The sequence below is a fragment of the Synechocystis sp. LEGE 06083 genome (assembly GCF_015207725.1).
GTDB classification, from domain to species: Bacteria; Cyanobacteriota; Cyanobacteriia; order Cyanobacteriales; family Microcystaceae; genus Synechocystis; species Synechocystis salina.
Genome location: NZ_JADEWJ010000012.1, coordinates 1 through 22021, shown reverse-complemented (window position 1 = coordinate 22021; position 22021 = coordinate 1). Strand labels below are relative to the sequence as shown.

The following is a 22021-nucleotide window of genomic DNA, read 5'->3' as shown; positions in this document are numbered from 1 at the left end:
CCCCGGGAGAATCGGCTTGGGGCAAAATTGGCCAAATTTTTCTAGTCAAGGGTAACTTGGTGCTCACCGAAATTCTGGGTCAAAATGGGAAGGAATTATACTAAATCCTCTAGCCTATCCCCCCAACCCCATGAAGCCGATGCGGGAATCTTCCCCAAAAATCTGTCCGGTGCCCCTAGAACAACAACCGGTCAACGAATACGAAGCCCTCAAATCTGCCTGGTTATATTCCTGGGGTCAAATAGACCTCCTCGGCTACGGCAAAAACCTAACCCGTCTAGCCCTGCTGATTAGTTTCATTGTCAGCCCGATCGCCTCCGCCAGTTTTTCAGTGGAAAAGCAACCAATTCAATGCGGTTTTTTGATTGTGCTGGGTATTTGTCTTCTGTTATCCCTGTTTGTGTTGCGCTTGATGTTGGGCTGGCGTTACGTTGGCGATCGCCTGGAAGCGGAAACCGTCACCTACGAAGAATCCGGTTGGTACGATGGCCAAGTATGGCGCAAACCTCTAGAAGTGCAAACCAGAGATCAACTTATTTTGCGCTATCAAGTTAACCCTGTACTGCAACGCTGGCAAGTGACCTTAAAACTCCTGGGGGTCACCATGGCGATCGATCTACTCCTCTGGGCAATGTTTCGACTGATTAGTGCCTAGAATTGAAACAGGTTAAAAAACCCAAGCCTGAAAAACATTACCACCGAGCCTTAAATCCAACAGCATGAGCAGAGGAAAACGCCCCCACACTCCCCCCATCGAAGTGCATTTGCTGAGGGAAGGCATCATCGAATCCCAGCACTGGGCCGAAGCCACAGTGTACGACGACAGGGGAAGGGTTTTAATGCTTGCCGGTAACAGCACCAGCAACGCCTTCATTCGCTCTTCCCTCAAACCGTTTCAGGCCCTGGCCGTCACCAGCACTGGCACCATGGAGCGCTATGGCCTCACCGACAAAGACCTGGCCATTATGTGTGGTTCCCACCAAGGCACCATTGAACAAGCCCGCCAGGTATTTAACATTCTTTGGCGGGCCGACATTGAGCCCCAAGCTTTACAATGTCCCATTCCACCAGGACAGGAAAGCCCCCTGCACCATGGTTGCTCCGGTAAACATGCCGGTATGTTGGCCGTTTGCCAGCAACAGGACTGGCCGCTCCACAGTTATTTACAACAAAGCAGTCCCATTCAAAAACTAATTTTGTCCAAGGTTGCCGATCTTCTCGGTATGCCCGGAGCAGAATTGATCGCCGCCCACGATGACTGTGGGGCCCCTACCTATGCCATGGAGTTGGGACAAATAGCCCACTTGTATGCACTGTTAGCTTCAGGACAACAATTGGGTTTAGAGCGGGTCGCTCGGGCCATGACCTACTATCCCTATTTTGTTGCTGGGGAAGGCTGTTTCGATACGGAACTTATGCAACAAATGGAAGGGGAATTGGTCAGCAAGTCCGGTGCCGAAGGGGTGCAATGTGTGGGCCGAGTGGGGGAAGGCTTGGGTTTAGCAATCAAAGTTAAGGATGGCTCCAAACGAGCTAAGTACGCCGTAGCCATTCATCTGCTCCAACAAATGGGTTGGATTCCTCCCCAGGTGGCGGAAACTCTGTCGGAAAAGTTTGTCCGGCTGGGTAGATATAAACGTCTGGAAGTGATCGGCGAATTGGCCATGCTTTAACCTGCGATGACAATTAAAAGACGGGGACAAGATAAAACTTTTACCCCGTGGTTGTTATTTTTCCTCCAGGGCGAAAAACCAACAAAAAAGACCGTGTCCTAGGGAGGGGCACGATCCGGAGGGAAACCGTCACAAAGCAGGGAGACCAGCGCTTAAAGGTATTTTTCTAGGGTGCTGGCAAGGGTTGTTTTGGGCACGGCTCCCACCACCATGTCCACTCTCTGACCCCCTTTGAAAATCATTAGGGTGGGAATACTGCGGATGCCGTACTGACTAGCGGTATTGGGGTTTTCGTCGGTGTTCAACTTAACGACTTTGACCTTGCCTTCGTACTGTTGTGAGATTTCATCAACGACGGGGGCCACCATGCGACAAGGGCCACACCAGGGAGCCCAAAAGTCTACGAGCACGGGTAACTCGCTGTCTAATACATCCTCTTTGAAACTTGCGTCGGAAACTTGAGGGGTAGCACTCATACTGGAAATCCTTTTAAACCTCGTGATGGGCTGATTAGAATACTACCATAACCAATTGTTGACCTCTGTATGGAAAAATATCGTGAAACTTAGAATTTGTTCATCTTTTGTCACAGTTGGCGTCACACTTCCCTCCATGGTGAGCAGATAAGAAGAAACCGCCCGAACATCATCCAGGCGGAGTGTGGTGTGAGGAGTGAACGGAAACTTACGTCTCCGCCCTCTTCATTGTACAGGCTGTGACGGGGGTCTTAGGGGTTTCGCCGGTGGGGAGTTCCGTATTTGTTAAGTTTTTTAAAGGGATTTTTGGGTCTATCGGATCTATTTTCTGGAGAAACCCAGGTCTAAAGGTTAATCAGAACTATGCCAAGAACTGTAATTGTGGTGGGGGGAGGAGCGGCCGGTTTTTTTGGGGCAATTAATTGTGCAAGAAATCTACCAGAGGGCAGAGTAATTTTATTGGAGGCGGGGTCAAAATTCCTGGCTAAAGTCCGCATTTCTGGAGGGGGTCGTTGTAATGTGACCCACCATTGTTTTGACCCAACACAATTAGTGCAAAATTATCCCCGGGGGGGGAAGGCGTTACGGGGAGCGTTCAGTCGTTTTCAACCCCAACAAACGATCGCCTGGTTTGGGGCGGAGGGGGTGCAACTGAAAACGGAAGCAGATGGCCGAATGTTTCCCGTTACCGATGATTCTGCCACCATTGTGGATTGTTTATTAGCGGCAGCGCGGCGATCGGGAGTGGAACTAAGAACAAGGTCGCCGGTACAGGGAGTGGCCAAACAGGGGGAGAAATTTCAAGTGTTGCTGAAGACGGGGGAAACAATTAACGGCGATCGCCTCTTGTTGGCCACGGGCAGTAATCCTTTGGGTTATCGCTGGGCGGAACAATTGGGACATACAATCCAGGCTCCGGTACCCTCTTTGTTCACCTTTAATGTTCCCGATGCCCCGTTGACCGACCTCGCCGGAGTCAGTGTGGAAAAGGCCCTAGTGAGTTTGTCGCCAAAGTTTAAAGGAACCTATTGCCAAGCAGGCCCGGTGTTGATTACCCATTGGGGGCTGAGCGGCCCGGCGGTGCTGAAACTATCTGCCTGGGGAGCAAGGCAATTGCAGGCATCAAGCTATGACCATCCCCTCTGGCTCAACTGGTTACCGGGAGTTAGCCCCCAGGAATCCATGGCCCAATGGCAACAGACAAAGCAAAACCATCCCCGCAAACAAATTGCTAACTTTAGCCCCACAGCCCTTCCCAAACGACTCTGGCAGAGATTAACGGCCCAGGCGGGGATTAAACCGGGGCAATGCTGGGCCGATTTTTCCAAAGTTCAGGAACAACAACTAACGGATAATATCCACCGCTACCACTGTCAGATCAAAGGCAAAGGGGTGTTCAAAGAGGAATTTGTTACCTGTGGGGGTATTACCCTCAAGGAAGTGGATTTTAAAACCATGGCCAGCCGTTGTTGCCCAGGTTTACATTTTGCCGGGGAAATCCTCGACGTAGATGGTATTACCGGCGGTTTTAATTTTCAAAATGCCTGGACTACAGCTTGGTTGGCAGCCCAGGGGATGGCGGCTCCATAACATTCCCTTAATTCCCCCTCCGTAAGTTGGACTAGAATTCCAGTGCCAGCCCAGATTAACCCCCGGTGAAGTTTTATGAGACCCCTAAGTCATCGCACCAAGATTGTGGCCACCATTGGCCCCGCCAGTAGTTCGGTGGAGGTGATACGTCAGATGGTGGATGCGGGCATGAATGTGGCCCGGCTCAATTTTTCCCACGGTAGCTACGAGGACCACGCCACCATGGTCAAAATGCTGCGATCGGTGGAGCAGGAAATGGATACTCCCATTACTCTTCTGCAGGATTTACAGGGACCCAAAATTCGCATTGGTCAGTTGCCAGGGGGAGAAAAACAACTGCGGGAAGGGGAAAAAATCTGTTTGGTGCCGGTGGAAGTTGTCGATCGCCATGGTGAGGCGGTGGGCATTGACTATCCCCATTTAGCGACGGAGGCCCGGGTGGGGGAAAGAATATTGTTAGATGATGGTTTGCTGGAAATGAAAGTGGTGGCGATTAAAGATCCGGAGGTAATTTGTGAAGTGGTGACGGGGGGCGTCCTCAAAAGTCGCAAAGGCGTCAATCTACCGGGGTTAGTGCTAACCCTACCTTCCATGACCGCCAAAGATAAGCAGGACCTGGAATTTGGCCTAAGCCAAGGCATTGATTGGGTTTCCCTTAGTTTTGTCCGTAAGGGGGAAGATATCCACAACCTCAAACAATTTCTGGCCGAACGGGGCCATCCCGACCTGCCGGTCATTGCCAAAATCGAAAAGCCCCAGGCGATCGAAAATCTGGAAGAAATTGTGGCAGTTTCCAACGGCATTATGGTGGCCCGAGGCGATCTAGGGGTGGAAGTAAACCCAGAAAAAGTGCCCCGCCTGCAAAAGGAAATCATCCGGCGTTGTAACGTGCGGGCAATTCCCGTCATTACCGCTACCCAAATGTTAGACAGCATGATTCATAATTCCCGACCCACCAGGGCAGAAGCCAGTGACGTGGCCAACGCTATCTTGGATGGCACCGATGCGGTGATGTTATCCGGGGAATCGGCAGTGGGACAATATCCTGTTAAATCAGTGCAAATGTTGCGTAAAATTGCCGAAGAAACGGAGTTGGGTCTCCATCTTGCCAACAATCCACCAATCGAAAATACGGAAACCCATGCCCTAAGTGAAGCGTTGGTAGTCATCGACGAAATTTTAGACTTGAAATATATTGTCACCTTCACCACCTCTGGTTTTACTTCTCTGCTCGCTTCCAATCAACGGCCATCGGTGCCGGTTATTGCCTTTACCCCCTCAGAAAAGGTTTATCATAGCCTCAACTTAGTTTGGGGTATTATTCCCTTTTTAATTGACGAAGAATTCGACACCTTTGAAGATTTAATCCAACAGGCGGAGGTACTACTAAAGGATCGAAAAATGGTGCAAAAGGGCGATCAGTTGTTGATTATGGCGGGAATTCCGACAAAAATTCCCAGGGGCACTAATTTTCTTAAGATCCATCGTATTTCTTAAATTATGTCTAACATTCAGGCTGAGGCGCGAATGGTAGCGGCAAATGCAGATGAGAAAGGTTTTTGAATCCCATGCGAAAGCTAATCAAGATAAAGTTTCACCCCAATTTTCTTTAATATCCATGAAATTGCTCTAACCAGTGCCGTTCGGAGGGGATGATAATGCCGGTATCTTGAGCAAAAATTGCTTCCGTCCTCCGCAAATGTGAATCGAGAAATTCATAGGTTGTGCTCAATCCGTTGTTTTGCCAAAGACAATTGTAAATGTTAGTAGCTATTGGTTTAGAAATGCCGTAGTAATTGGCCAGGCTTTCAATCGATTCTTGGTAATTATTTTGTATTCTCTTGATCATTGCGTAGTAGTCAGTCGTAAAGCTCTGCAATAACTGATGATACTCATAGTCATGCCAAAAAGTTTTATTTGTGTTGGCAACTACCCCCTGATAATCGCCCAGAAATGTTTGAAACTCCGGATCACGATGAATATTTAGTTGATAGGAAAATGGCGGATTGAGGAGAGTAACATCCAGTGAATTATCTCTCAACGCTTCATAGCGAATATTTGTTGCCCCTGCTTTGATGAATAATAACTTGCCATAGTCTTCGGGAGAATATCGATGGCGCAAAAATAAGCGTAGGGCCCTGGCGTAACCTGAATCTGTGTCAATGCCAATGCGATTTTTATTAGTTTGTAGATCAATTTCACCACATAAATCCAACATACCGCCATGGATAGGAAGAATTGCCAGAATGTCAGAGTATTGTTCCTCCAAAGCAATTGAGAGTGTATCGTCATAGGACATCAAAATAATATGGGCCAGATTTTGTTTTAAATCCTGATGGGCCTCATCTGCATTTTTGACATATTTGATATCCAAATTAATGCTGGTCTGACTTTGTAAAGTTGTTAATAAAAAAGCCGAAATATCCTTAAACGCAGAGATTTTAAGATTTTTATCCATAGAGTTTATATCAAAAATTTAATCAGTTAATTTGACCAAAAAAGAGAGAAATTTAAATAAATTTAAGTTGATCGTGTCAGCTATGGTGTTCCTTGATATAAAATAGTTAAAAAACTTTATAAAGTAACAAAAATTGCCGGAAATTTAGTCACTGAACAAATGTTTTGTCTATAATCTTTCAAAATTTTAATCAAAGAATCTAGAGAATGTTTAAAAAATTTAGAGCAATGGATTTATTCCTTTTAATCCCCTAATAAAAGAGTATCTGACTCAAATTCTCCCATTGCCTAGGAAGGTTAGAAGGAATTTAACTCCGACGACTCAACTTCTCAAACAAAATCTTAAACGTTTTACTTTGACCAGCCTTCCGAACGAAATATCGCTTCTGCTTCTTCAGTTTGCAGAAAATCAATAAATAGCTCCGCCCCTGGATCAGCCTTGGCGTTGGTGACAACATTTAAATCTCGGTAAATAACTCGATCAGGAGAAAGTTCAACCCATTCAGCTTCTTCGGGATGGTTAATGGGCCAATCTTTCCAGGTTATCCACGCGTCTGCGTTCATCTCTTTAAATGCTTGAAAGCTAGCGCCACTGCCCTTAGCAAAAGCAATAATATTGCGACGGAAAGCTTTGATATCATCAAGGGAACCTGTGCGACCGGCAATATCTTCCCATACGCCAGTGCCTGAAGTGTTGTAAACACCCGCTCCTTCGGTGACAACAATTTTCATACCGGGACGGAGTAAATCATCAAATCCTCTGATGTTTTTAGGATTACCTTTACGAACGGCAATCACCGATGTGGCCAGATAAATCGGTTCCACATCATTGCTATTGAATTCTTTATAGGTTTCCAAAAAGGCAGTCATTGATTGCTCCGAAGTGCCCCAAATTATGTCTGCATCACGCTGGGCATTCTGAGACCATTGACTTTCTGGTCCAAACTGCACATCCACAGGAATACCCGTTTTTGCAGTGAAGAGTTTACCAGCCCGGATAATGGCGGTGTGTGGTCCTCCGGCACCATATAGTCTAACGACGCCATCCTTTGGCTGATAGTCGCTATCGGCGATCGGATTGGCAAATGTTGCACCACGGAGCATACAAGCGAAAAATAATAACAATCCCAGGGAAGTTGTTTTCCGGTTCATGGTAGTCGAATTATTCCGTAATTAATAATAAAAAGTGAAGCGAAATTGTATTTGAATTAACGTTGGTTTAGTGACGAGATTAACTAAGGATTTTTATTGATCATAATCAATAGATCATGATCAGTATTGCCTTTTGGTAGATCATAGCCAAGAATTGACTCCATTAAAGGATTATTAATGGCGACCATCGAATCTAGAACTTCAAAAGTCTTGAAATTTGCCGGAAATAAGAAAATGAAAGTGGCTGTTTCATTACCAACAGTTTCAGACCAATGGGTCCAACCTGAAGGAATAAAAACAAGGTTACCTGATTCTAAATTTTGCTCAAATACTTTGCCTTTAGGATCAATCAAAACTGTTTTTGCCTTACCTGAGATCAAAATTTGTTCTTCCCAAGTGTCATGCCAATGGGGGGTGCGAGCCGCGCCTGGCTTTATTTCCACCCTAGCAGTGTCATTTTCAGCAACGGGAAAGTTCTTTTTTCTACAGTAGGAAATAGTTCCGGCTTTGTACTTATAAACTTCCACTTCTCTCGGTTCACAGCTAAACTGAGTTTCACCCATTTCCTCGGCCATAGGATTGTTAGCTAATTGTGTCCCATCTTCAATCTTGATTGGCGCTATTTTTGGGGCTTCTAATCCAGTTGCTACTTTGGAATTTTCCTTGGTGCTCTGACTTAAGACAGGATTAGCGGAAAAAATTATTTGAATTAACAAAAATAAAGCTAATGAAATAACTACTATCCAGGGAAAGCTTTTTTTATTGACGAGATTAATTTTTATTTTCACAATCAACTATGGAGTAAATTTTAGACCAGACAAAAACCATAGATATGTCGTCATTAGCTCTCTGGGTAAGATGATTTCATGCACAGTTGTTTTAAACCATAGTTTTTTGTGGCGGCCATTGTCTTAAGTTGTCAACTACGGCGGAGTGGACGGTGACATGGCGGAGAAAAAGGGCAATTAACCTCGTTTTAGGGAGTTAAAAGTCATTGATCCGAATACTATGCCAATTATCGCAGCAATTGACCCAATATATTGATTCAGTCAGGGTAAACAAAGTTTACACGCCCATAGTGGCTATTTTTCCAAGGGCAGTATACTGGGGATTAATTTTTGAAAAACAGCAAGATCATGTCATTATTCCCCATTTTTACCGCCCTATTGAGCATTTCGCCCACCACCATTGAACAAGTTCCTGTCACTTTTGAGACCCGACCTTTTATTGTCAGCCAGGCCAATGCGGCGGATATTTTAGTAAAGCTCCCCAGGCCCCAGGGCAGTCCCAACAATGTGGGTAGTATGTTTATGGCCAATGCCTATGGACAACAGGGATTAAATTTCCAAACTAAGGGTAAACCAGCCCCCACGGTTAAGTTCTACCAAGATGCCCTCACTAAACTGGGTTATGAGGAAAGAACCATTAATGCTACCCAGGGAGACTGGGGCTTTAGCATTGTGTTTGATACCCCTGCCGGGCTAACTTTGACTCCAAAAGATGCGGAAAAATCAGTAGTGCTGGTCATTCAGGGAACGATGCTTGGCCCTGACACCATCAACCTTAATCTGCGGTTTGAAGAAATTTAAGTGGATTACCAAGTGGGGTCATCATAGAGATTGATCTCTAATTCGTTTACCCCCACTGGTACCGCACTGATGCAAGCGCAAATGGGAGTGCCGTCCCCCAATTCCACCTCACAGGCATGGCAGGAACCCATCAAGCATCCGGTGGGGATGAAAATTCCAGCCCTTTCTGCCACATCTAAAATAGGTTCCCCTGCCCTGGCCATCACAGTCACATCATCAGGTAGAAAGCGTATCGTTACTGCCATTGGTAATTCCTAATTTAAATAGTTTTTCAGCATTTGTTTGGTAGATTTTGTGTCTTTCCTGATCAGAAATTGGTGCATTATCCAAGAAAGAAACAGCTTCTTCAACCGACTCATATGGATAATCGGCGGCGAAGAGTACGGCATCGGCACCCAGTACGTCTAGCACATGACGCAGAGCAGGTGGGGAACAAACCCCACTAGTGGTGATGACAAAATGATCTTTGAAGTATTCGCTAGGCAGACGAGGCATTTTAGGCACTGCGCCAATTTCTACCTGCAGTGAATAACGGTTATCTATCCTTTGTAACCAGTACGGTAATCCTTCCCCCATATGGCCCAAAATAATTTTTAATTTCGGGAAGTGATCAAATACGCCGCCCATAATGAGGCGCAAACCGTGGGTTGCAGTTTCAACGGTAAATCCCCAGCCCGCAAAATAGAGTCCATAGTCCAGGAAGGGAGAAATCATCTCTGGAGAAGGGGTGCGAGGATGAAGATAAATGGGGGCATTGTTGGCTTCGGCAGCGGCAAAAATTTCCCAATAATTCTTGTCATCGAGATATTTTCCGCCAGTATGGGAATTAATTAATACACCGCACAACCCAAGTTTCTGTATGGCTCGCTCAATTTCCATGGCGGCGGCTTGGGGGGATTGGGGGGCCACTGCTGCTAGTCCGGCAAAACGATCAGGATAATTTTTGACAGCTTCACTTAACTGATCATTAGCCTGACGGGCAAGGGTTATGGCCAACTCAGGCTCAAATACCTGTACACCTGGGGAAGAATGGAAATAACTTGTATATCAATGCCAGTGGCATCCATATAAGCAATGCGTCCAGCGCCGAGGTCTATTAGCCGCTCGTGGATAATTCTTGTGCCAGGACTGTTCGCTAGAATCGTTTCGCCCATTTTGCGAAAACCCGGTTCGTTCTTTGCCCCCTTGGCAAGAACCTTAGTCCACTCGTCAGCAATCTCCTGGGTGACAAAAGCCTCTTCTACAGCAATTTGTTTCATCATCCTAAAAAACTATTAACTAAAGTGTCTGAATTTTCCCCTGGGAATGACGGCAAAATCGGATTGAGGTTGACATGGGTTTCGACAAAATCCGCTAATGAATTTAACATAGCTTCCCGTTGTTCTTGATAATTGCCAATGGCAGTTGGTAATGGTCCCAAGCCCCGTCGTTGCCGTAGATTATTTAACCAACACCGTCGCCAGGTACCGTTATCGAATAGGCCGTGGAGGTAGCAGCCCCAGAGGTTTTGTTGCCCATTAACCATGCCCAGCTCTTCTTGGTCAAACAGGGGCAGAAAGTCTTGGCTGTGCTCCGATCGCCGACTGATGCCCTGGTGGATTTCGTAGCCAGTGACCCTTAAACCTGGTTGGGGAGCGTAGCTGATGGTTTCCTGTTGGCGGGTAATTTTTTCTTGGGTGATGACGGTGGTCAGGGGGAAGAGCCCCAACCCTTGGCAGTTAGTGAGACTGCCTTCGATATTTTCTGGATCGGCAATGGTTTGCCCCAGCATTTGATAGCCGCCGCAAATGCCCATCACAGTGCCACCGGCTTGGACGTAGGCCATAATTTGCTGACTCATGCCACTGTTTTGTAACGCTTGCAAATCGGCGATCGTGGTTTTACTGCCGGGAATAATTACGGCGTCGGGGTTGCCCAACTGTTTTTCTAGGGGAAGATAATCGACATAAACACCGGATTCTGCCTCCAACGGCTCAAAATCGGTGAAGTTGGCGATGCGGGGCAAGCGGAGTACTACTATGCGAATATCTTCTGGGCTGGGGCGACCACTTCTTTCCAGTAAATCGAGGGAATCCTCCGCTGAGAAAAGATTTTGCCCATAGGGAATGACTCCTAACACGGGAATACCTGTATATTCTTCTAGCCAAGTAATGCCACTGTCTAAGAGGGAACGCTGGCCGCGAAATTTATTGATGACGATGCCTTTGATTAATTTTCTTTCCTCTGGTTCTAGCAGTTGCAAAGTCCCCACTACATGGGCAAACACACCGCCCCGGTCAATGTCGGCAATAAGAATGGTGGCGGCCTGGAGATGCTTGGCCACCCGCATATTGGTTAAGTCCCGGTGTTTAAGGTTAATTTCCGCTGGACTGCCGGCCCCTTCACACACCACGACGTCAAAATCCTGGGCTAAAATTTTCAACGAATCGGCGATCGCCTGCCAGCCCCGGTCAAAGTAATTTTGGTAATATTCCTGGGCCCTGGTTGTGCCTACGGCCTTACCCAACATGATCACCTGGGAAGTCATATCCCCCTGGGGTTTGAGCAAAATGGGATTCATGGCCACCCTGGGAACAGTCCCGGCGGCCCAGGCTTGCACTGCTTGGGCGTGGCCCATCTCCCCGCCATCAACGGTAACAAAGGCATTGAGGGCCATATTTTGTCCTTTAAAGGGGGTGACCCGATAACCCCGACGATGGAACAGGCGACACAGACCGGTGGTTAAAAAGGATTTCCCGGCATGGGACGTGGTACCAACCACCATAATTGCTTTCATAGCCAAATTTTGCTGAGGTCTGATGAGGGATTAACCGGAGTATGCTAACTCTAGCGGGAATTCCATTGTATTATCCCTCTCTCGGTCATCCGTTGTTACACCCAGCATTTTGCCTTCGTTGTTATGGCTGAGTTTATGTTTGAAAAATCCCCATTGCCATGGCATTCAGGTTTGGGAATCACAACTTCAATAACGGGTCATTGGAGTCTGTCCCATCAGGCAAAAGATGGTTCGAGTTCCAATTCACAAGCTTTAACCTGCTGGCGTGACACAATCCGCATTTGGTGGGGATAGCGTGGCCGTGGATCCCCCACTAGCCAAATGGGTGGGACCATACTGGTTTCGTAACAGTCAATTTGATATAAAACCCCCGGTTCGGATTTGAGTTCTACTATTGTCCCCGGCAAATACTCAAACATTTCATCCCAGTCAATGGGAGATGTGGTATTCATCAGCGGTCCTCCATATTGCTCAAAAGGTTTTATGCCTCTCCGACTTAGGAACGGTTGGGACGAAACGGTGTTGGGTTCCAGACCCTGTGGCCACAAGGGTGACAAAATGCCAGGCAATTTCCCCAGGATTCTTGTTACCAAGCAAAGTCGAAAGAAATAAAACGAATAAAATCTGTATCGACTTTAACAAAATCGAGCAATATTGGCATAAGGTACGGGGTTAAGTTCACAAATCGTGACATTGGCAAGTAAGGACGATGGAACGGGTCAGGCAACAACATTGACTGGCTTGGGCTTTTCATTCCAAAAGAGGGGGATAGCGGCGATCGCCGGGATTAGTAGAAGGAAAGTTGACTTTTCTAAAAGAATTGCTCACAGATCAAGGGCAGAATTAAAGCCCTGACGAGGATTCCATTGGATAGCGCCCGGTCCGGTTACCCATAATTGACCCCGGTATTTTGCCACTGTTTGCCTCAAATCTTTGCTGACATAGGGCGCAATGGCGATCGCCGTGGGAGGTCGTAAACTATCCAGCCAACTGTAGGGAAAAAACTGGCCAACCCAGATGATGGTTTGGGGTCGTTGATGCAGCGGTAACTGCAATGGAGCTTGGTTGGTTGGGGGCACTTGCAGAAAAATCCACCAGCGTTGTTGACCAAATTCCAGTTGCAAAATTGCTGGGTTGATTTCTACCCAACTTAGATGGGGGCAAGAAGGCGGCAGCGGTTGACCGACCATGGCGGGAGTTATGGTTAATTGACAATCAACTTGGCTAATTCCTTTTTGGGCCAGGAAAGGAGCCAGTAATCTGGCCGCGGACTGATCTTCAGCTTGGGTGATAGTTGTGACTGTGCCGTGGGCCTGGGTCACAATGACAGGAAATTTTTTACTAGCAAAAATGGTCAACTCCACCCTAGTTTGCAGGGCAAAAATGAGGGGCAAAATGATTATTGCGAGCAAAAATACCGTAACCCAGCCCCAACGCCGTCGCCACCAGGGAAAGGCCCAGATCAAACCAAAAGCAGCGTAGATTATGACCACTTGTCCCAGCCCCACTTCCCCCACCGCCACCGTGGGCAATTGTTGAAATTGAGCGGCGATCGCCATTAACCAACGGGCGGGAAAAGCTAGTAACCAAGCAGTGGCACTACCCAGGGGCGGAAAAATGAGGGCGAACAGAGCACTGATCATGCCTCCCAAGCTCAACAGGGCCAGCAAGGGCGTAATCAGAATATTCAGGGGTAAGGCAGCGGGGATAAAATAGCCAAACTGTTGCAAAAGAATGGGCGTAGTCCAAATACTGGCCGCTAGGGGTACCGCTATCACCGCGGCAATTTTTCCTGGCAAAAAGTCCAGCCGTTGTTGCAAAGCCGGCACCATCACCACAATGCCCAAAGTGGCCAAAAAACTGAGTTGAAAACCCAAAGCTTGGCTCCAGATGGGATTAACCAATAGCATCCCTGTGGCAATGAGCAACAATGCCCCCACAGTGTTTAATTTTTGGCCGCTGGCTAGGGCCGCCATCACCCCCACCCAGAGCAAACTGGCTCGGATCACTGATGGTTCCAGCCCCGTTAAACCCAGGTAAAATGCCAAGGTAATCAACCCAACGGTGATCGCCAATTTGGAACTGACACCGGCCTTTTTGCCCAGGAGCAATACGGTGCCCACCAGCAGGGAAACTTGATAGCCAGAAGCGGCCAGGAAATGGGAAAGCCCCACCGCTTGGAAAAGATTGCGTAATTCCGTGGGCAAATTAACCGCTTTCGCTCCCAGGACGATAGAACTAATCAGCAAACCGGGCCATTTTCCTTGCCCTTGGCCTGGTAACCAGGCGGTCTGGGCGTTGACAATCCTTTGCCGTAGGGGATTGAGACCACAAAATTTTTCCCCCACCAGCGTCGCCGTTTCCCCCCTTAACCCAGCAAAAATACCCTGACGAGCCAGATATTGGGCAAAATTAAACGCCCCTGGATTCTGGGGTGCACTGGGACGGTATAGCAAACCGGTGACTCGTATTTGCTGACATTGTTGCCAGGGTTTTTCCCCCATGGGTAGGGTCAGGTACACGGTGCCAGAACGGGGCCGGAATTCTTGTTCCGGTGGTCGTTGCCACTGTTTTATCTTGAGCCAAAATTGTTGCTGACCTGGGGCATTTTCCCTACCCCCCGTTGTTAAAGTGCCGATCGCCGTGATGGTCTGAAAACTCTTGGCCGGAGGATCTAGCAGACGGCTAATGTCATTCACCCCCGGTTGGGGAGTGCGCCAAAGGGCGTAATAACTGGCCAGCAAAGCAATCATACCCGCCAGCAACCATTGCCATCTAGTCGGCCCCCGTCGCCAAACTAGGGGCATAAACATAACGGCGATCGCCGTAGCCAGAAACCACAGCACCGCTAGGGCAGCCCCCTTCTGGAGATTAAACCAGTCCACATCTAGCCCTGCCCCCAATAATCCGAGCATAAAACTGAGACAAATCAGGGCCAGGGGATGGAAACGCATCAGTTTAACTCCATGTCAATTTTTCCAAAATCTTCCCGACGAGGGGAAGCAAAGGGAAACAATTTTTACAGCGGTTACGATATCTAAGGGGCACAGCAAAACCTTTGCCGAATAAGCGTTATGACTGTTTTTTGGGTATCAGGTTGATTCGGAATTTGCCGTATGCCTGTTTGTACAGTCTTGTTTTGCCCCCTAAATCTCCTCACTAAAGCTCCGGCAATATTGGGGGACTTTGCGTCTGTTTCCCCCCAAATTTGGGGGGTCAGGGGGGCTTTTCAAACACGTTCTTAGGAAATCGGTATCCGTACTAAAGCATAGCAGTCCGCAAAAAAAACAATCCCCTCCCGGAGAAGGGGAAGGGATAATAACTAGCTAGAAAGATAAAGATGGGGATGCTAAACGTCTTTAAGCCCAAAGAATCAGGGATTATCCTTAATCCTCATCGTCTTCAAAATCGTCGTCGTCATCCATGTCGAAATCATCCTCATCGGTGTCGTAGGTTTCTTCAAACTCTTCGTCATCCTGACTGAGTTGAGTGCCCGCATAGGCCCGGGCCCTGGTGTCGTCCAACAGGTCGTCATCGGCTTCAACTTTTTTGGTTTTCACCTTGGATGCACTGGCTTTTTTCTTCGCCGTGGGCAATTCAATGGGCTCAATCATATAACCTTGGATATCATCCTGGGTTTCCACTAGTCCCAGAATTTCCTCGTGGCTACTGAACCCCGTACCCGCAGGAATGAGCCGACCAATAATCACGTTTTCCTTCAGGCCCCGCAGCCAATCGGATTTACCCTCGATCGCCGCTTCGGTGAGGACCCTGGTGGTCTCTTGGAAGGAAGCCGCACTAATGAAGCTATCGGTATTCAAAGAAGCTTTGGTGATACCCAGCAACACGGGGGTATAGCGGGCGGGAGCACTACCGGTGATGCCCATGGCTTCGTTGACCTGTTCCACCTGGCGCAGTTCCACCAACTCCCCTGGGAGCATAGTGGTGTCTCCTCCGTCATCAATGCGGACCTTGGCCGTCATCTGCCGGACAATTACTTCAATGTGCTTATCGGAAATATCTACCCCTTGGGATTGGTAAACCGTTTGCACTTCATTGACGAGGAATTTTTGCGCCGCTTGGAGGCCCCTGAGGGCCGCTTGGTAACAACCGTCCTTGTCCACGTAGTAACTGAAGAACACGTCCAGAATTTCGTGGGGGTTGTTGTAACCATCGGTGAGGGGGTGCCCCACATCAATGCGTTGGCCATCGGTAACCATGGCGTTTTGCCCCGGCAAGAGGGGATATTCGCTCACGGTGCCATCGTCTTCCAACACTTTGATATCGACACTTTCATCTTCGAGGTATTCCACTTGGCAGACCCCAGGGGCGCGAGCAAGGATGCAGGCCTCCTTGGGCTTCCGAGCTTCCAAAAGTTCCTCAATCCGGGGTAAACCCTGGACAATATCTCCAGTCTTGGCTCGTTCGAACACCAGCAGTACGAGGTTATCGCCCCGTTGCACCAGGTCTCCATCTTCAATGTGGAGCACTGCCCCAGGGGAAACCCGATAGGGCCGAGCCCGCCGTAGAACTAATTGATAGTTGTCTCCTTTACCGTTAATTTCCAGTACTTTACCGGACTCTTCTAGTTTGACGCCGGGCACCAATTCCTGTCCTGCCACCAACAGTTGTCCTGGTTTGACTTCCGGGGCACTGGGTAGATCCATCACTAGGCGATCGGCTTCCCGTTCCAGTAACACCCGACGGATGGATTCCTGTCCTTCTTTGATACCCCGGACAATGCCCGCTTCCTTACATTGAATTTCAGTCCGGGCCACCACCGCTCCCGGAGGAATTTGGTCGCCGTCCTGCACCAATAAACGGGTTTTGGAAGCCCCACCGAGGGGATCGGACTCCTGGTCCCGCCGCAGTACCAAGGATTCTAGAATCACCAACTGTAAACGCTGGCAATCTTCCTCCTCGTCATCCTGCAGTTCAATATCGGCGGAAAGGTGGGAAATACCTTCGTTGCCACTGCCATAAATCTCCAACACCAACTGGGTGCTGAGCAGGGGAGCCCCTTCAACGGATTTCACCCGATCGCCATCTTTGTAGAACAGGCGCTGAACAGAGCGCAATTCAATTTGGCGACCCCCTTCTTCGTTTTGGGAACCCTGGGAGGGGGCGGCGGGCTCATCAAACACCTTGTACTCTTCCACTGGCCGCAGCAGTAAACCATTGCCTTCGGGGCTTTCGATCCACTCCGCTTGGCTGAGGGTGCTAACGGTGACGCCGGGGAAAACATCCTGTCCTGGTTGGAGCAATTGGCCGGTTTCAATTTTCACCGAACCGGGGTCTACATCTTGGTAGAAATCACCGGGTTTGATGATAATTTCCCGCAGAATATCGTTCTTCTGCACCACTTCGACGATGCCGCTAGATTGACAGAAAATGTCTTTGACTACTTCCGTGCCCGCTTCCACATACTGGCCATCTTCCACAATTAACAGGGAAATATCCTTGTTGATTTCGTGGGTTTCTTCGGGAATCCAGAGCAGGGTGCCACCTTTGGTGACTTCGTAGCCCTGTTTGCGGCCGCCCTTGGCCACTTCCACCCCGGCGTAGCGAATCATGCCCCCGGTGGTGGTGCGGTAGCGGTCATCGATTAATTCCGCCACAATGCTGTGGTTCTGCACTTTGGTACCGGGAGCGGCCTTAAGCAGGAACCGTTGCTTATCAGCGGTGTAAATTACGTACTGTTCCCGGCCACCACTGCTTTCTAGCTTCACCTGGGCTTGGTCCAGGAGCACGGAGGCGGTGATGATTTCAATTTCCCGGTTACTCACCAGGCGCACTACCCCGCCGTCATTGGTGACCAGCTTGGTTTCGGCCATGATGCTGCCGACTTCCACCTGCTCGTCGTTTTTCACCACCGGTTCCGCTCCGGGCGGTAAGTTATACACTTCCCCGGAGAGAATCCACACCAGACCACCCCGTTGGGCAATGCGGGTGGTGTTCCCCTGGCGATCGGTTTTTTCCTCTGGCACCAGGCGATCAAACAACACTTCCCCAGCCAAATCCCCGGCCACGTCCTTGGTGGCCCGCTCCGTGGAACGTTGGGTTTTGGAGAGGGAGATTTCCGTCATCAACTGGCTGGCCGTCACCGTTTGCCCGTCCTGCACAAACAGTAGGGAACCGGGGGTGAGGGAGTAGGTCTGGCTGGCGGCCTTTTTCCCTTCCCCTTTCCAGATCAAATCCCCGGCTATTTCCACCTGTTCCGCATCTTCCCCGTGGCGGGTACGGACTTTACGAGTGCTTAAACCCTTGCCCCATTTAACTGTGCCGTTTTCGGGAGCCTTTTCTTGGCGGGCCACTTCCCCGGTGAATACCCCCCCAGTGTGGAAAGTCCGCATGGTCAACTGGGTACCAGGTTCCCCAATGGATTGGGCGGCAATAATCCCCACCGCTTCCCCTAAGTCAACTTTGTGACCATGGGCCAGGCTCCAGCCGTAGCAGTTTTGGCACACAGACCGGGCCGCTTCACAGGTCAACGGCGATCGGACGTAAACTTCATCGGTGACAGCGGCGATGCGATTAGCTAACGCTTCATCAATTTCCTGGTTGCGCTCTGCAATGACATTGCCTTCACCATCCACCACATCTTTGGCTAACAAACGACCAAACAGGCGATCGGCCAAGCTAATTTTGACCTGGTCCCCATCGGTCATGGCTGTGACCCGCAGACTGCGCTCGGTGCCACAGTCCTGTTCCCGCACAATTACGTCCTGGGATACGTCCACCAAACGCCGGGTGAGATAGCCAGAGTCCGCCGTCCGGAGAGCCGTGTCCACCAGACCCTTACGGGCACCGTAGGAAGAAATTACATACTCAGTAACGGTCAGCCCCTCCCGGAAATTGGTCTTAATGGGCAAGTCAATAATTTCCCCCTGGGGATCGGCCATCAAACCCCGCATTCCCACCAACTGACGCACCTGGCTCATGTTCCCCCGGGCACCGGAGAAAGCCATCATGTACACGGAGTTGAGAGGGTCGGTTTTACGGAAGTTAACCACCACCTGGTCTTTCAATTCTTCTGAAGTACTGTTCCAAGTATCAATTACCTTTTGGAACCGTTCCACTTCGGTGATTTCTCCCCGGGCATAGCGTTCCTCCGTGGTGCGAATTTCCTTTTCCGCCGCCTCCAACATCTGTTTTTTCTCTGGAGGAATTGTCAGATCATCTACACTAATAGAAACCCCCGCTTTGGTGGCAAAACGAAACCCCAGTTCCTTGAGTTCATCGGCCAACTGGGAACAGCGAGCAGAACCGTAACGACGGTAGGCAAGGGCAATGAGTTTTTTCAGGCGGCCTTTGTCGATGGTGTAGTTATAGAAGGTCATTTTTTCAGTTACTCAGTTATCAGGGAGCAGTTAGCAGATATCAGGTATCAGGAAGCAGGTATCAGGAAGCAGTTGGCAGGGGGTAAGACACTGTTCACTGTTTCCTGTGCTCCGATCGCCGTTTTAGACTTCTTCTTCTTCCAAATCCTCTTCGGTGTGGAGAGACTCGTAGGTGGGGCGATTGGGGGCCCGACGCTGGCTGTCGATCATTAAATCCACCTCTGCGTCAGCGCTTTCACCATCTTCAGACAGTTGTACCTTGTGGGCAGCAATGTCCAAGCCGAGGGATTGCAGTTCCCGCATTAACACCTTGAAGGATTCTGGTGTACCGGGGCGGGGAATACTCTTTCCTTTAACAATGGCGTTGAGGGCTTCATTGCGGCCCTGCATATCATCCGATTTAACGGTGAGTAGTTCCTGCAAAATGTAGGCAGCGCCATAGGCTTCCAGGGCCCACACTTCCATTTCTCCGAACCGTTGTCCCCCCTGTTGAGCTTTACCCCCCAAAGGCTGTTGGGTAACCAAGGAGTAGGGCCCCGTGGAACGGGCGTGGATTTTATCGTCCACCAAATGCACCAGTTTGAGCATATAGGCTTGGCCCACCGTAATGGGACGGTCGAAGGGCTCTCCGGTACGACCATCGAACACTTGAATTTTGCCAGGATGGTCTTGGTTAAAGACCCAGTCCTTGTTGGGGCGCTGGGACGCTTCTTCCAACAGGCCATGGACCGTATCCCGGGATGCTTCTTCCCCATACATTTCGTCAAAGGGGGTAATTTTGAAGCGTACACCAAGGTTTTCCCCGGCCCATCCCAGCATGCACTCAAATACCTGACCCACATTCATCCGGGAAGGAACCCCCAGGGGATTGAGGGCAATGTCGATGGGACGACCATCCGGGAGGTAGGGCATATCTTCAATGGGCAAAATGCGGGAAATAATCCCCTTATTGCCGTGGCGACCGGCCATTTTGTCCCCCACTTGGATTTTTCGTTTTTGGGCAACGTAAATCCGCACCACCATATTGGCGCCGGGGGGCAATTCGTCCCCTTTCTCCCTGGTGAACACCCGCACATCCACTACCCGTCCTTTTTCGCCGTTGGGTACCCGCAGGGAGTTATCCCGCACATCCCGGGCTTTTTCACCAAAGATAGCCCGTAGTAGTTTTTCTTCTGGAGGTTGGTCTGCTTCCCCTTTGGGCGTGACTTTACCCACCAAGATGTCGCCGGATTCCACCCAGGCACCGATGCGGATAATGCCATGCTCATCAAGGTTGCGGAGGGCATCTTCCCCCACATTGGGTATTTCCCTGGTAATTTCCTCTGGGCCTAGTTTGGTTTGGCGGGCTTCAATTTCAAATTTTTCGATGTGAATACTAGTGTAAACATCGTCATAGACCAGTCGTTCACTGATCAGAATGGCGTCCTCGTAGTTGTAACCTTCCCAGGGCATATAGGCGACGAGAATGTTTTGTCCCAGGGCCAATTCTCCCCCTTCCGTGGCGGAACCGTCCGCTAACACTTGCCCGGGCACCACATCTTCTCCGGCATAGACCAGGGGACGTTGGTTCAAGCAGGTGTCTTGGTTGGACCGTTGGTATTTTTGGATCGGGTAGACAATTTCGTCCCCTTTCTCAGCGGGGTTATCGGGGGAGTGGGGCTGTACCCGGATTTCCGTGGCATCCACATAGGTGACAATGCCATGGGTGCGGGAAACAATCACCATGCCGGAGTCCCGCGCAGCCTGGGCTTCCAAGCCAGTCCCCACCAAGGGCCGTTCAGGACGTAACAGGGGCACTGCTTGCCGTTGCATGTTGGACCCCATTAGGGCCCGGTTAGCATCGTCGTGCTCCAGGAAAGGAATCATGGAGGTGGCAACGGAAATAATTTGCACCGGAGAGACGGCCACGTAGTCCACCTGTTCTGGACTGGTGGTGGAAAATTCCTGGCGGTAGCGAATGGGTACGGATTCGCCAATGATGTTGCCCTCTTCGTCCGTGGGGATGTCTCCGGGGGCCACCCGCATGTCATCTTCTTCGTCGGCGGTGAGGTAAACGGGGTCTAAATCTTTCCTGACCCGACCACTCTCCACCCGAAAATAGGGGGTTTCGATAAAACCATAATCATTGACCCGGGCGCAGGTGGCGAGGGAACCAATCAAACCGGCGTTGGGACCTTCCGGAGTTTCCACTGGACAAATACGACCATGGTGGGAAGGGTGAATATCCCGCACGGCAAACCCTGCCCGCTCCCTGGTTAGGCCCCCAGGGCCCAAGGCGGAAATCCGGCGCTTGTGGGTCAACTCCGCCAGGGGATTAGTTTGGTCCATGAACTGGGAGAGTTGGGAGGAACCAAAAAATTCTTTGATGGCCGCCACTAGGGGTTTGGGATTCACCAGGGAAGCGGGAGTGAGGGCATCGGATTCGCTGACGGTCATGCGCTCCCGAATAATACGCTCTAGGCGATTTAAGCCCACCCGGATTTGGTTTTGCAGCAACTCTCCAACGGAGCGTACTCGACGATTACCCAAGTGGTCGATGTCGTCGGTGGTGCCAACGTCAAATTCCAGGTTAATGAGATAGTTAATGGCGGCGAGGATATCCTGGGGAGTGAGCACCCGGGTGGTGTCCGCCTCATTGAGCCGGAGTTTTTTGTTGAGTTTGTAGCGCCCTACTCGGCCTAGGTCATACCGTTTGGGGTCGAAGAAGCGGGACTCCAATAACTGCTGACCACCACTGACGGTGGGGGGTTCACCGGGGCGGAGTTTTTTGTAGAGTTCCACCAGGGCTTCTTCTTCGGTGGGATTGCCTTCTTTGTCGAGGGTTTTTTGGAAAAATTCTGGGTGGCTGAGGGAGTCGAGAATTTCGTTATCGCTCAGACCGATCGCCTTTAGTAGGACTTGGGCGGAAAGCTTGCGAGTTTTGTCAATGCGGACATAGACCAGCCCGGTTTTGTCGGGTTGAAAGTGT

General features: G+C 49.7%; 17 protein-coding genes. 5 read left to right on the top strand and 12 right to left on the bottom strand.

Features of this window, described 5'->3' with window-relative positions; genetic code table 11:
* The first annotated feature begins 139 nt into the window (after positions 1-139).
* Positions 140-655: a CGLD27 family protein gene (locus tag IQ219_RS01800; RefSeq protein WP_228016633.1), complete on the top strand. Its 516-nt coding sequence runs from the start codon at positions 140-142 to the stop codon at positions 653-655.
* Positions 656-719: 64 nt separating this feature from the next.
* Positions 720-1673 (top strand): asparaginase, encoded by a 954-nt coding sequence (locus IQ219_RS01795; RefSeq protein ID WP_190596215.1) that lies wholly within the window; start codon positions 720-722, stop codon positions 1671-1673.
* Positions 1674-1825: 152 nt separating this feature from the next.
* On the opposite strand, the gene trxA is transcribed toward IQ219_RS01795, so the two are convergent.
* The gene (trxA, locus tag IQ219_RS01790) at positions 1826-2149 is read right to left on the bottom strand and encodes a thioredoxin (protein WP_010873851.1); all 324 of its coding nucleotides are present in this window, start codon (positions 2147-2149) and stop codon (positions 1826-1828) included.
* 363 nt (positions 2150-2512) lie between these two features.
* On the opposite strand from trxA, the gene IQ219_RS01785 reads away from it, so the two are divergent.
* On the top strand, positions 2513-3739 hold the full coding sequence (locus IQ219_RS01785; RefSeq protein WP_194071515.1) for an NAD(P)/FAD-dependent oxidoreductase: 1227 nt from the start codon (positions 2513-2515) through the stop codon (positions 3737-3739).
* Between the two features lie 75 nt (positions 3740-3814).
* Positions 3815-5236, top strand: coding sequence for a pyruvate kinase (gene pyk / locus IQ219_RS01780; RefSeq protein WP_194071514.1), 1422 nt, complete (start codon positions 3815-3817; stop codon positions 5234-5236).
* A gap of 112 nt (positions 5237-5348) precedes the next feature.
* Here pyk and IQ219_RS01775 read toward each other — a convergent pair whose 3' ends face one another.
* The 3 genes from IQ219_RS01775 to IQ219_RS01765 form a co-directional block, all read right to left on the bottom strand.
* Entirely contained in the window at positions 5349-6197 is an 849-nt protein-coding gene (locus IQ219_RS01775) for a hypothetical protein (RefSeq protein ID WP_194071513.1), read from the bottom strand.
* Between the two features lie 350 nt (positions 6198-6547).
* A complete protein-coding gene (locus IQ219_RS01770; protein ID WP_194019154.1) occupies positions 6548-7348 on the bottom strand; it encodes an extracellular solute-binding protein in 801 nt (266 codons plus the stop codon).
* Positions 7349-7431: 83 nt separating this feature from the next.
* A complete protein-coding gene (locus tag IQ219_RS01765; protein ID WP_194071512.1) occupies positions 7432-8136 on the bottom strand; it encodes a cupin domain-containing protein in 705 nt (234 codons plus the stop codon).
* Between the two features lie 348 nt (positions 8137-8484).
* On the opposite strand from IQ219_RS01765, the gene IQ219_RS01760 reads away from it, so the two are divergent.
* Positions 8485-8937 carry a hypothetical protein gene (locus IQ219_RS01760; protein ID WP_194071511.1) on the top strand — a complete coding sequence of 151 codons (453 nt, stop codon included), beginning with the start codon at positions 8485-8487 and terminating at the stop codon, positions 8935-8937.
* 5 nt (positions 8938-8942) lie between these two features.
* Here the strand turns inward: IQ219_RS01760 and IQ219_RS01755 are convergent, their stop codons facing one another.
* The 8 genes from IQ219_RS01755 to rpoB form a co-directional block, all read right to left on the bottom strand.
* Positions 8943-9182, bottom strand: a complete 240-nt coding sequence (locus tag IQ219_RS01755) for a 2Fe-2S iron-sulfur cluster-binding protein (RefSeq protein ID WP_190596230.1) — start codon at positions 9180-9182, stop codon at positions 8943-8945.
* Complete coding sequence (locus tag IQ219_RS01750; protein WP_228016632.1) at positions 9154-9933, bottom strand: amidohydrolase family protein; 780 nt, start codon at positions 9931-9933, stop codon at positions 9154-9156. Before IQ219_RS01750 ends, IQ219_RS01755 begins: the two co-directional genes overlap by 29 nt.
* Entirely contained in the window at positions 9924-10196 is a 273-nt protein-coding gene (locus IQ219_RS19910; RefSeq protein ID WP_228016631.1) for a hypothetical protein, read from the bottom strand. Before IQ219_RS19910 ends, IQ219_RS01750 begins: the two co-directional genes overlap by 10 nt.
* Positions 10196-11713 carry a cobyric acid synthase CobQ gene (gene cobQ / locus IQ219_RS01745; RefSeq protein WP_194071510.1) on the bottom strand — a complete coding sequence of 506 codons (1518 nt, stop codon included), beginning with the start codon at positions 11711-11713 and terminating at the stop codon, positions 10196-10198. Before cobQ ends, IQ219_RS19910 begins: the two co-directional genes overlap by 1 nt.
* A 215-nt stretch (positions 11714-11928) precedes the next feature.
* A complete protein-coding gene (locus tag IQ219_RS01740; protein WP_190596236.1) occupies positions 11929-12165 on the bottom strand; it encodes a hypothetical protein in 237 nt (78 codons plus the stop codon).
* Positions 12166-12537: 372 nt separating this feature from the next.
* Positions 12538-14667 (bottom strand): ComEC/Rec2 family competence protein, encoded by a 2130-nt coding sequence (locus tag IQ219_RS01735; RefSeq protein ID WP_194071509.1) that lies wholly within the window; start codon positions 14665-14667, stop codon positions 12538-12540.
* Positions 14668-15099: 432 nt separating this feature from the next.
* Positions 15100-19053 carry a DNA-directed RNA polymerase subunit beta'' gene (locus IQ219_RS01730; protein WP_190596242.1) on the bottom strand — a complete coding sequence of 1318 codons (3954 nt, stop codon included), beginning with the start codon at positions 19051-19053 and terminating at the stop codon, positions 15100-15102.
* A gap of 123 nt (positions 19054-19176) precedes the next feature.
* On the bottom strand, positions 19177-22021 hold a 2845-nt coding region (gene rpoB, locus IQ219_RS01725; protein ID WP_194071508.1), incomplete at its 5' end, for a DNA-directed RNA polymerase subunit beta.

Coding starts and splice junctions, on each gene's coding strand:
- IQ219_RS01740 (WP_190596236.1), bottom strand. CDS start 12,165: ATGAATACCACATCTCCCATTGACTGGGATGAAATGTTTGAGTATTTG.
- IQ219_RS01795 (WP_190596215.1), top strand. CDS start 720: ATGAGCAGAGGAAAACGCCCCCACACTCCCCCCATCGAAGTGCATTTG.
- IQ219_RS19910 (WP_228016631.1), bottom strand. CDS start 10,196: ATGAAACAAATTGCTGTAGAAGAGGCTTTTGTCACCCAGGAGATTGCT.
- cobQ (WP_194071510.1), bottom strand. CDS start 11,713: ATGAAAGCAATTATGGTGGTTGGTACCACGTCCCATGCCGGGAAATCC.
- IQ219_RS01760 (WP_194071511.1), top strand. CDS start 8,485: ATGTCATTATTCCCCATTTTTACCGCCCTATTGAGCATTTCGCCCACC.
- pyk (WP_194071514.1), top strand. CDS start 3,815: ATGAGACCCCTAAGTCATCGCACCAAGATTGTGGCCACCATTGGCCCC.
- IQ219_RS01730 (WP_190596242.1), bottom strand. CDS start 19,053: ATGACCTTCTATAACTACACCATCGACAAAGGCCGCCTGAAAAAACTC.
- IQ219_RS01775 (WP_194071513.1), bottom strand. CDS start 6,197: ATGGATAAAAATCTTAAAATCTCTGCGTTTAAGGATATTTCGGCTTTT.
- IQ219_RS01785 (WP_194071515.1), top strand. CDS start 2,513: ATGCCAAGAACTGTAATTGTGGTGGGGGGAGGAGCGGCCGGTTTTTTT.
- IQ219_RS01800 (WP_228016633.1), top strand. CDS start 140: ATGCGGGAATCTTCCCCAAAAATCTGTCCGGTGCCCCTAGAACAACAA.
- trxA (WP_010873851.1), bottom strand. CDS start 2,149: ATGAGTGCTACCCCTCAAGTTTCCGACGCAAGTTTCAAAGAGGATGTA.
- IQ219_RS01755 (WP_190596230.1), bottom strand. CDS start 9,182: ATGGCAGTAACGATACGCTTTCTACCTGATGATGTGACTGTGATGGCC.
- IQ219_RS01735 (WP_194071509.1), bottom strand. CDS start 14,667: ATGCGTTTCCATCCCCTGGCCCTGATTTGTCTCAGTTTTATGCTCGGA.
- IQ219_RS01770 (WP_194019154.1), bottom strand. CDS start 7,348: ATGAACCGGAAAACAACTTCCCTGGGATTGTTATTATTTTTCGCTTGT.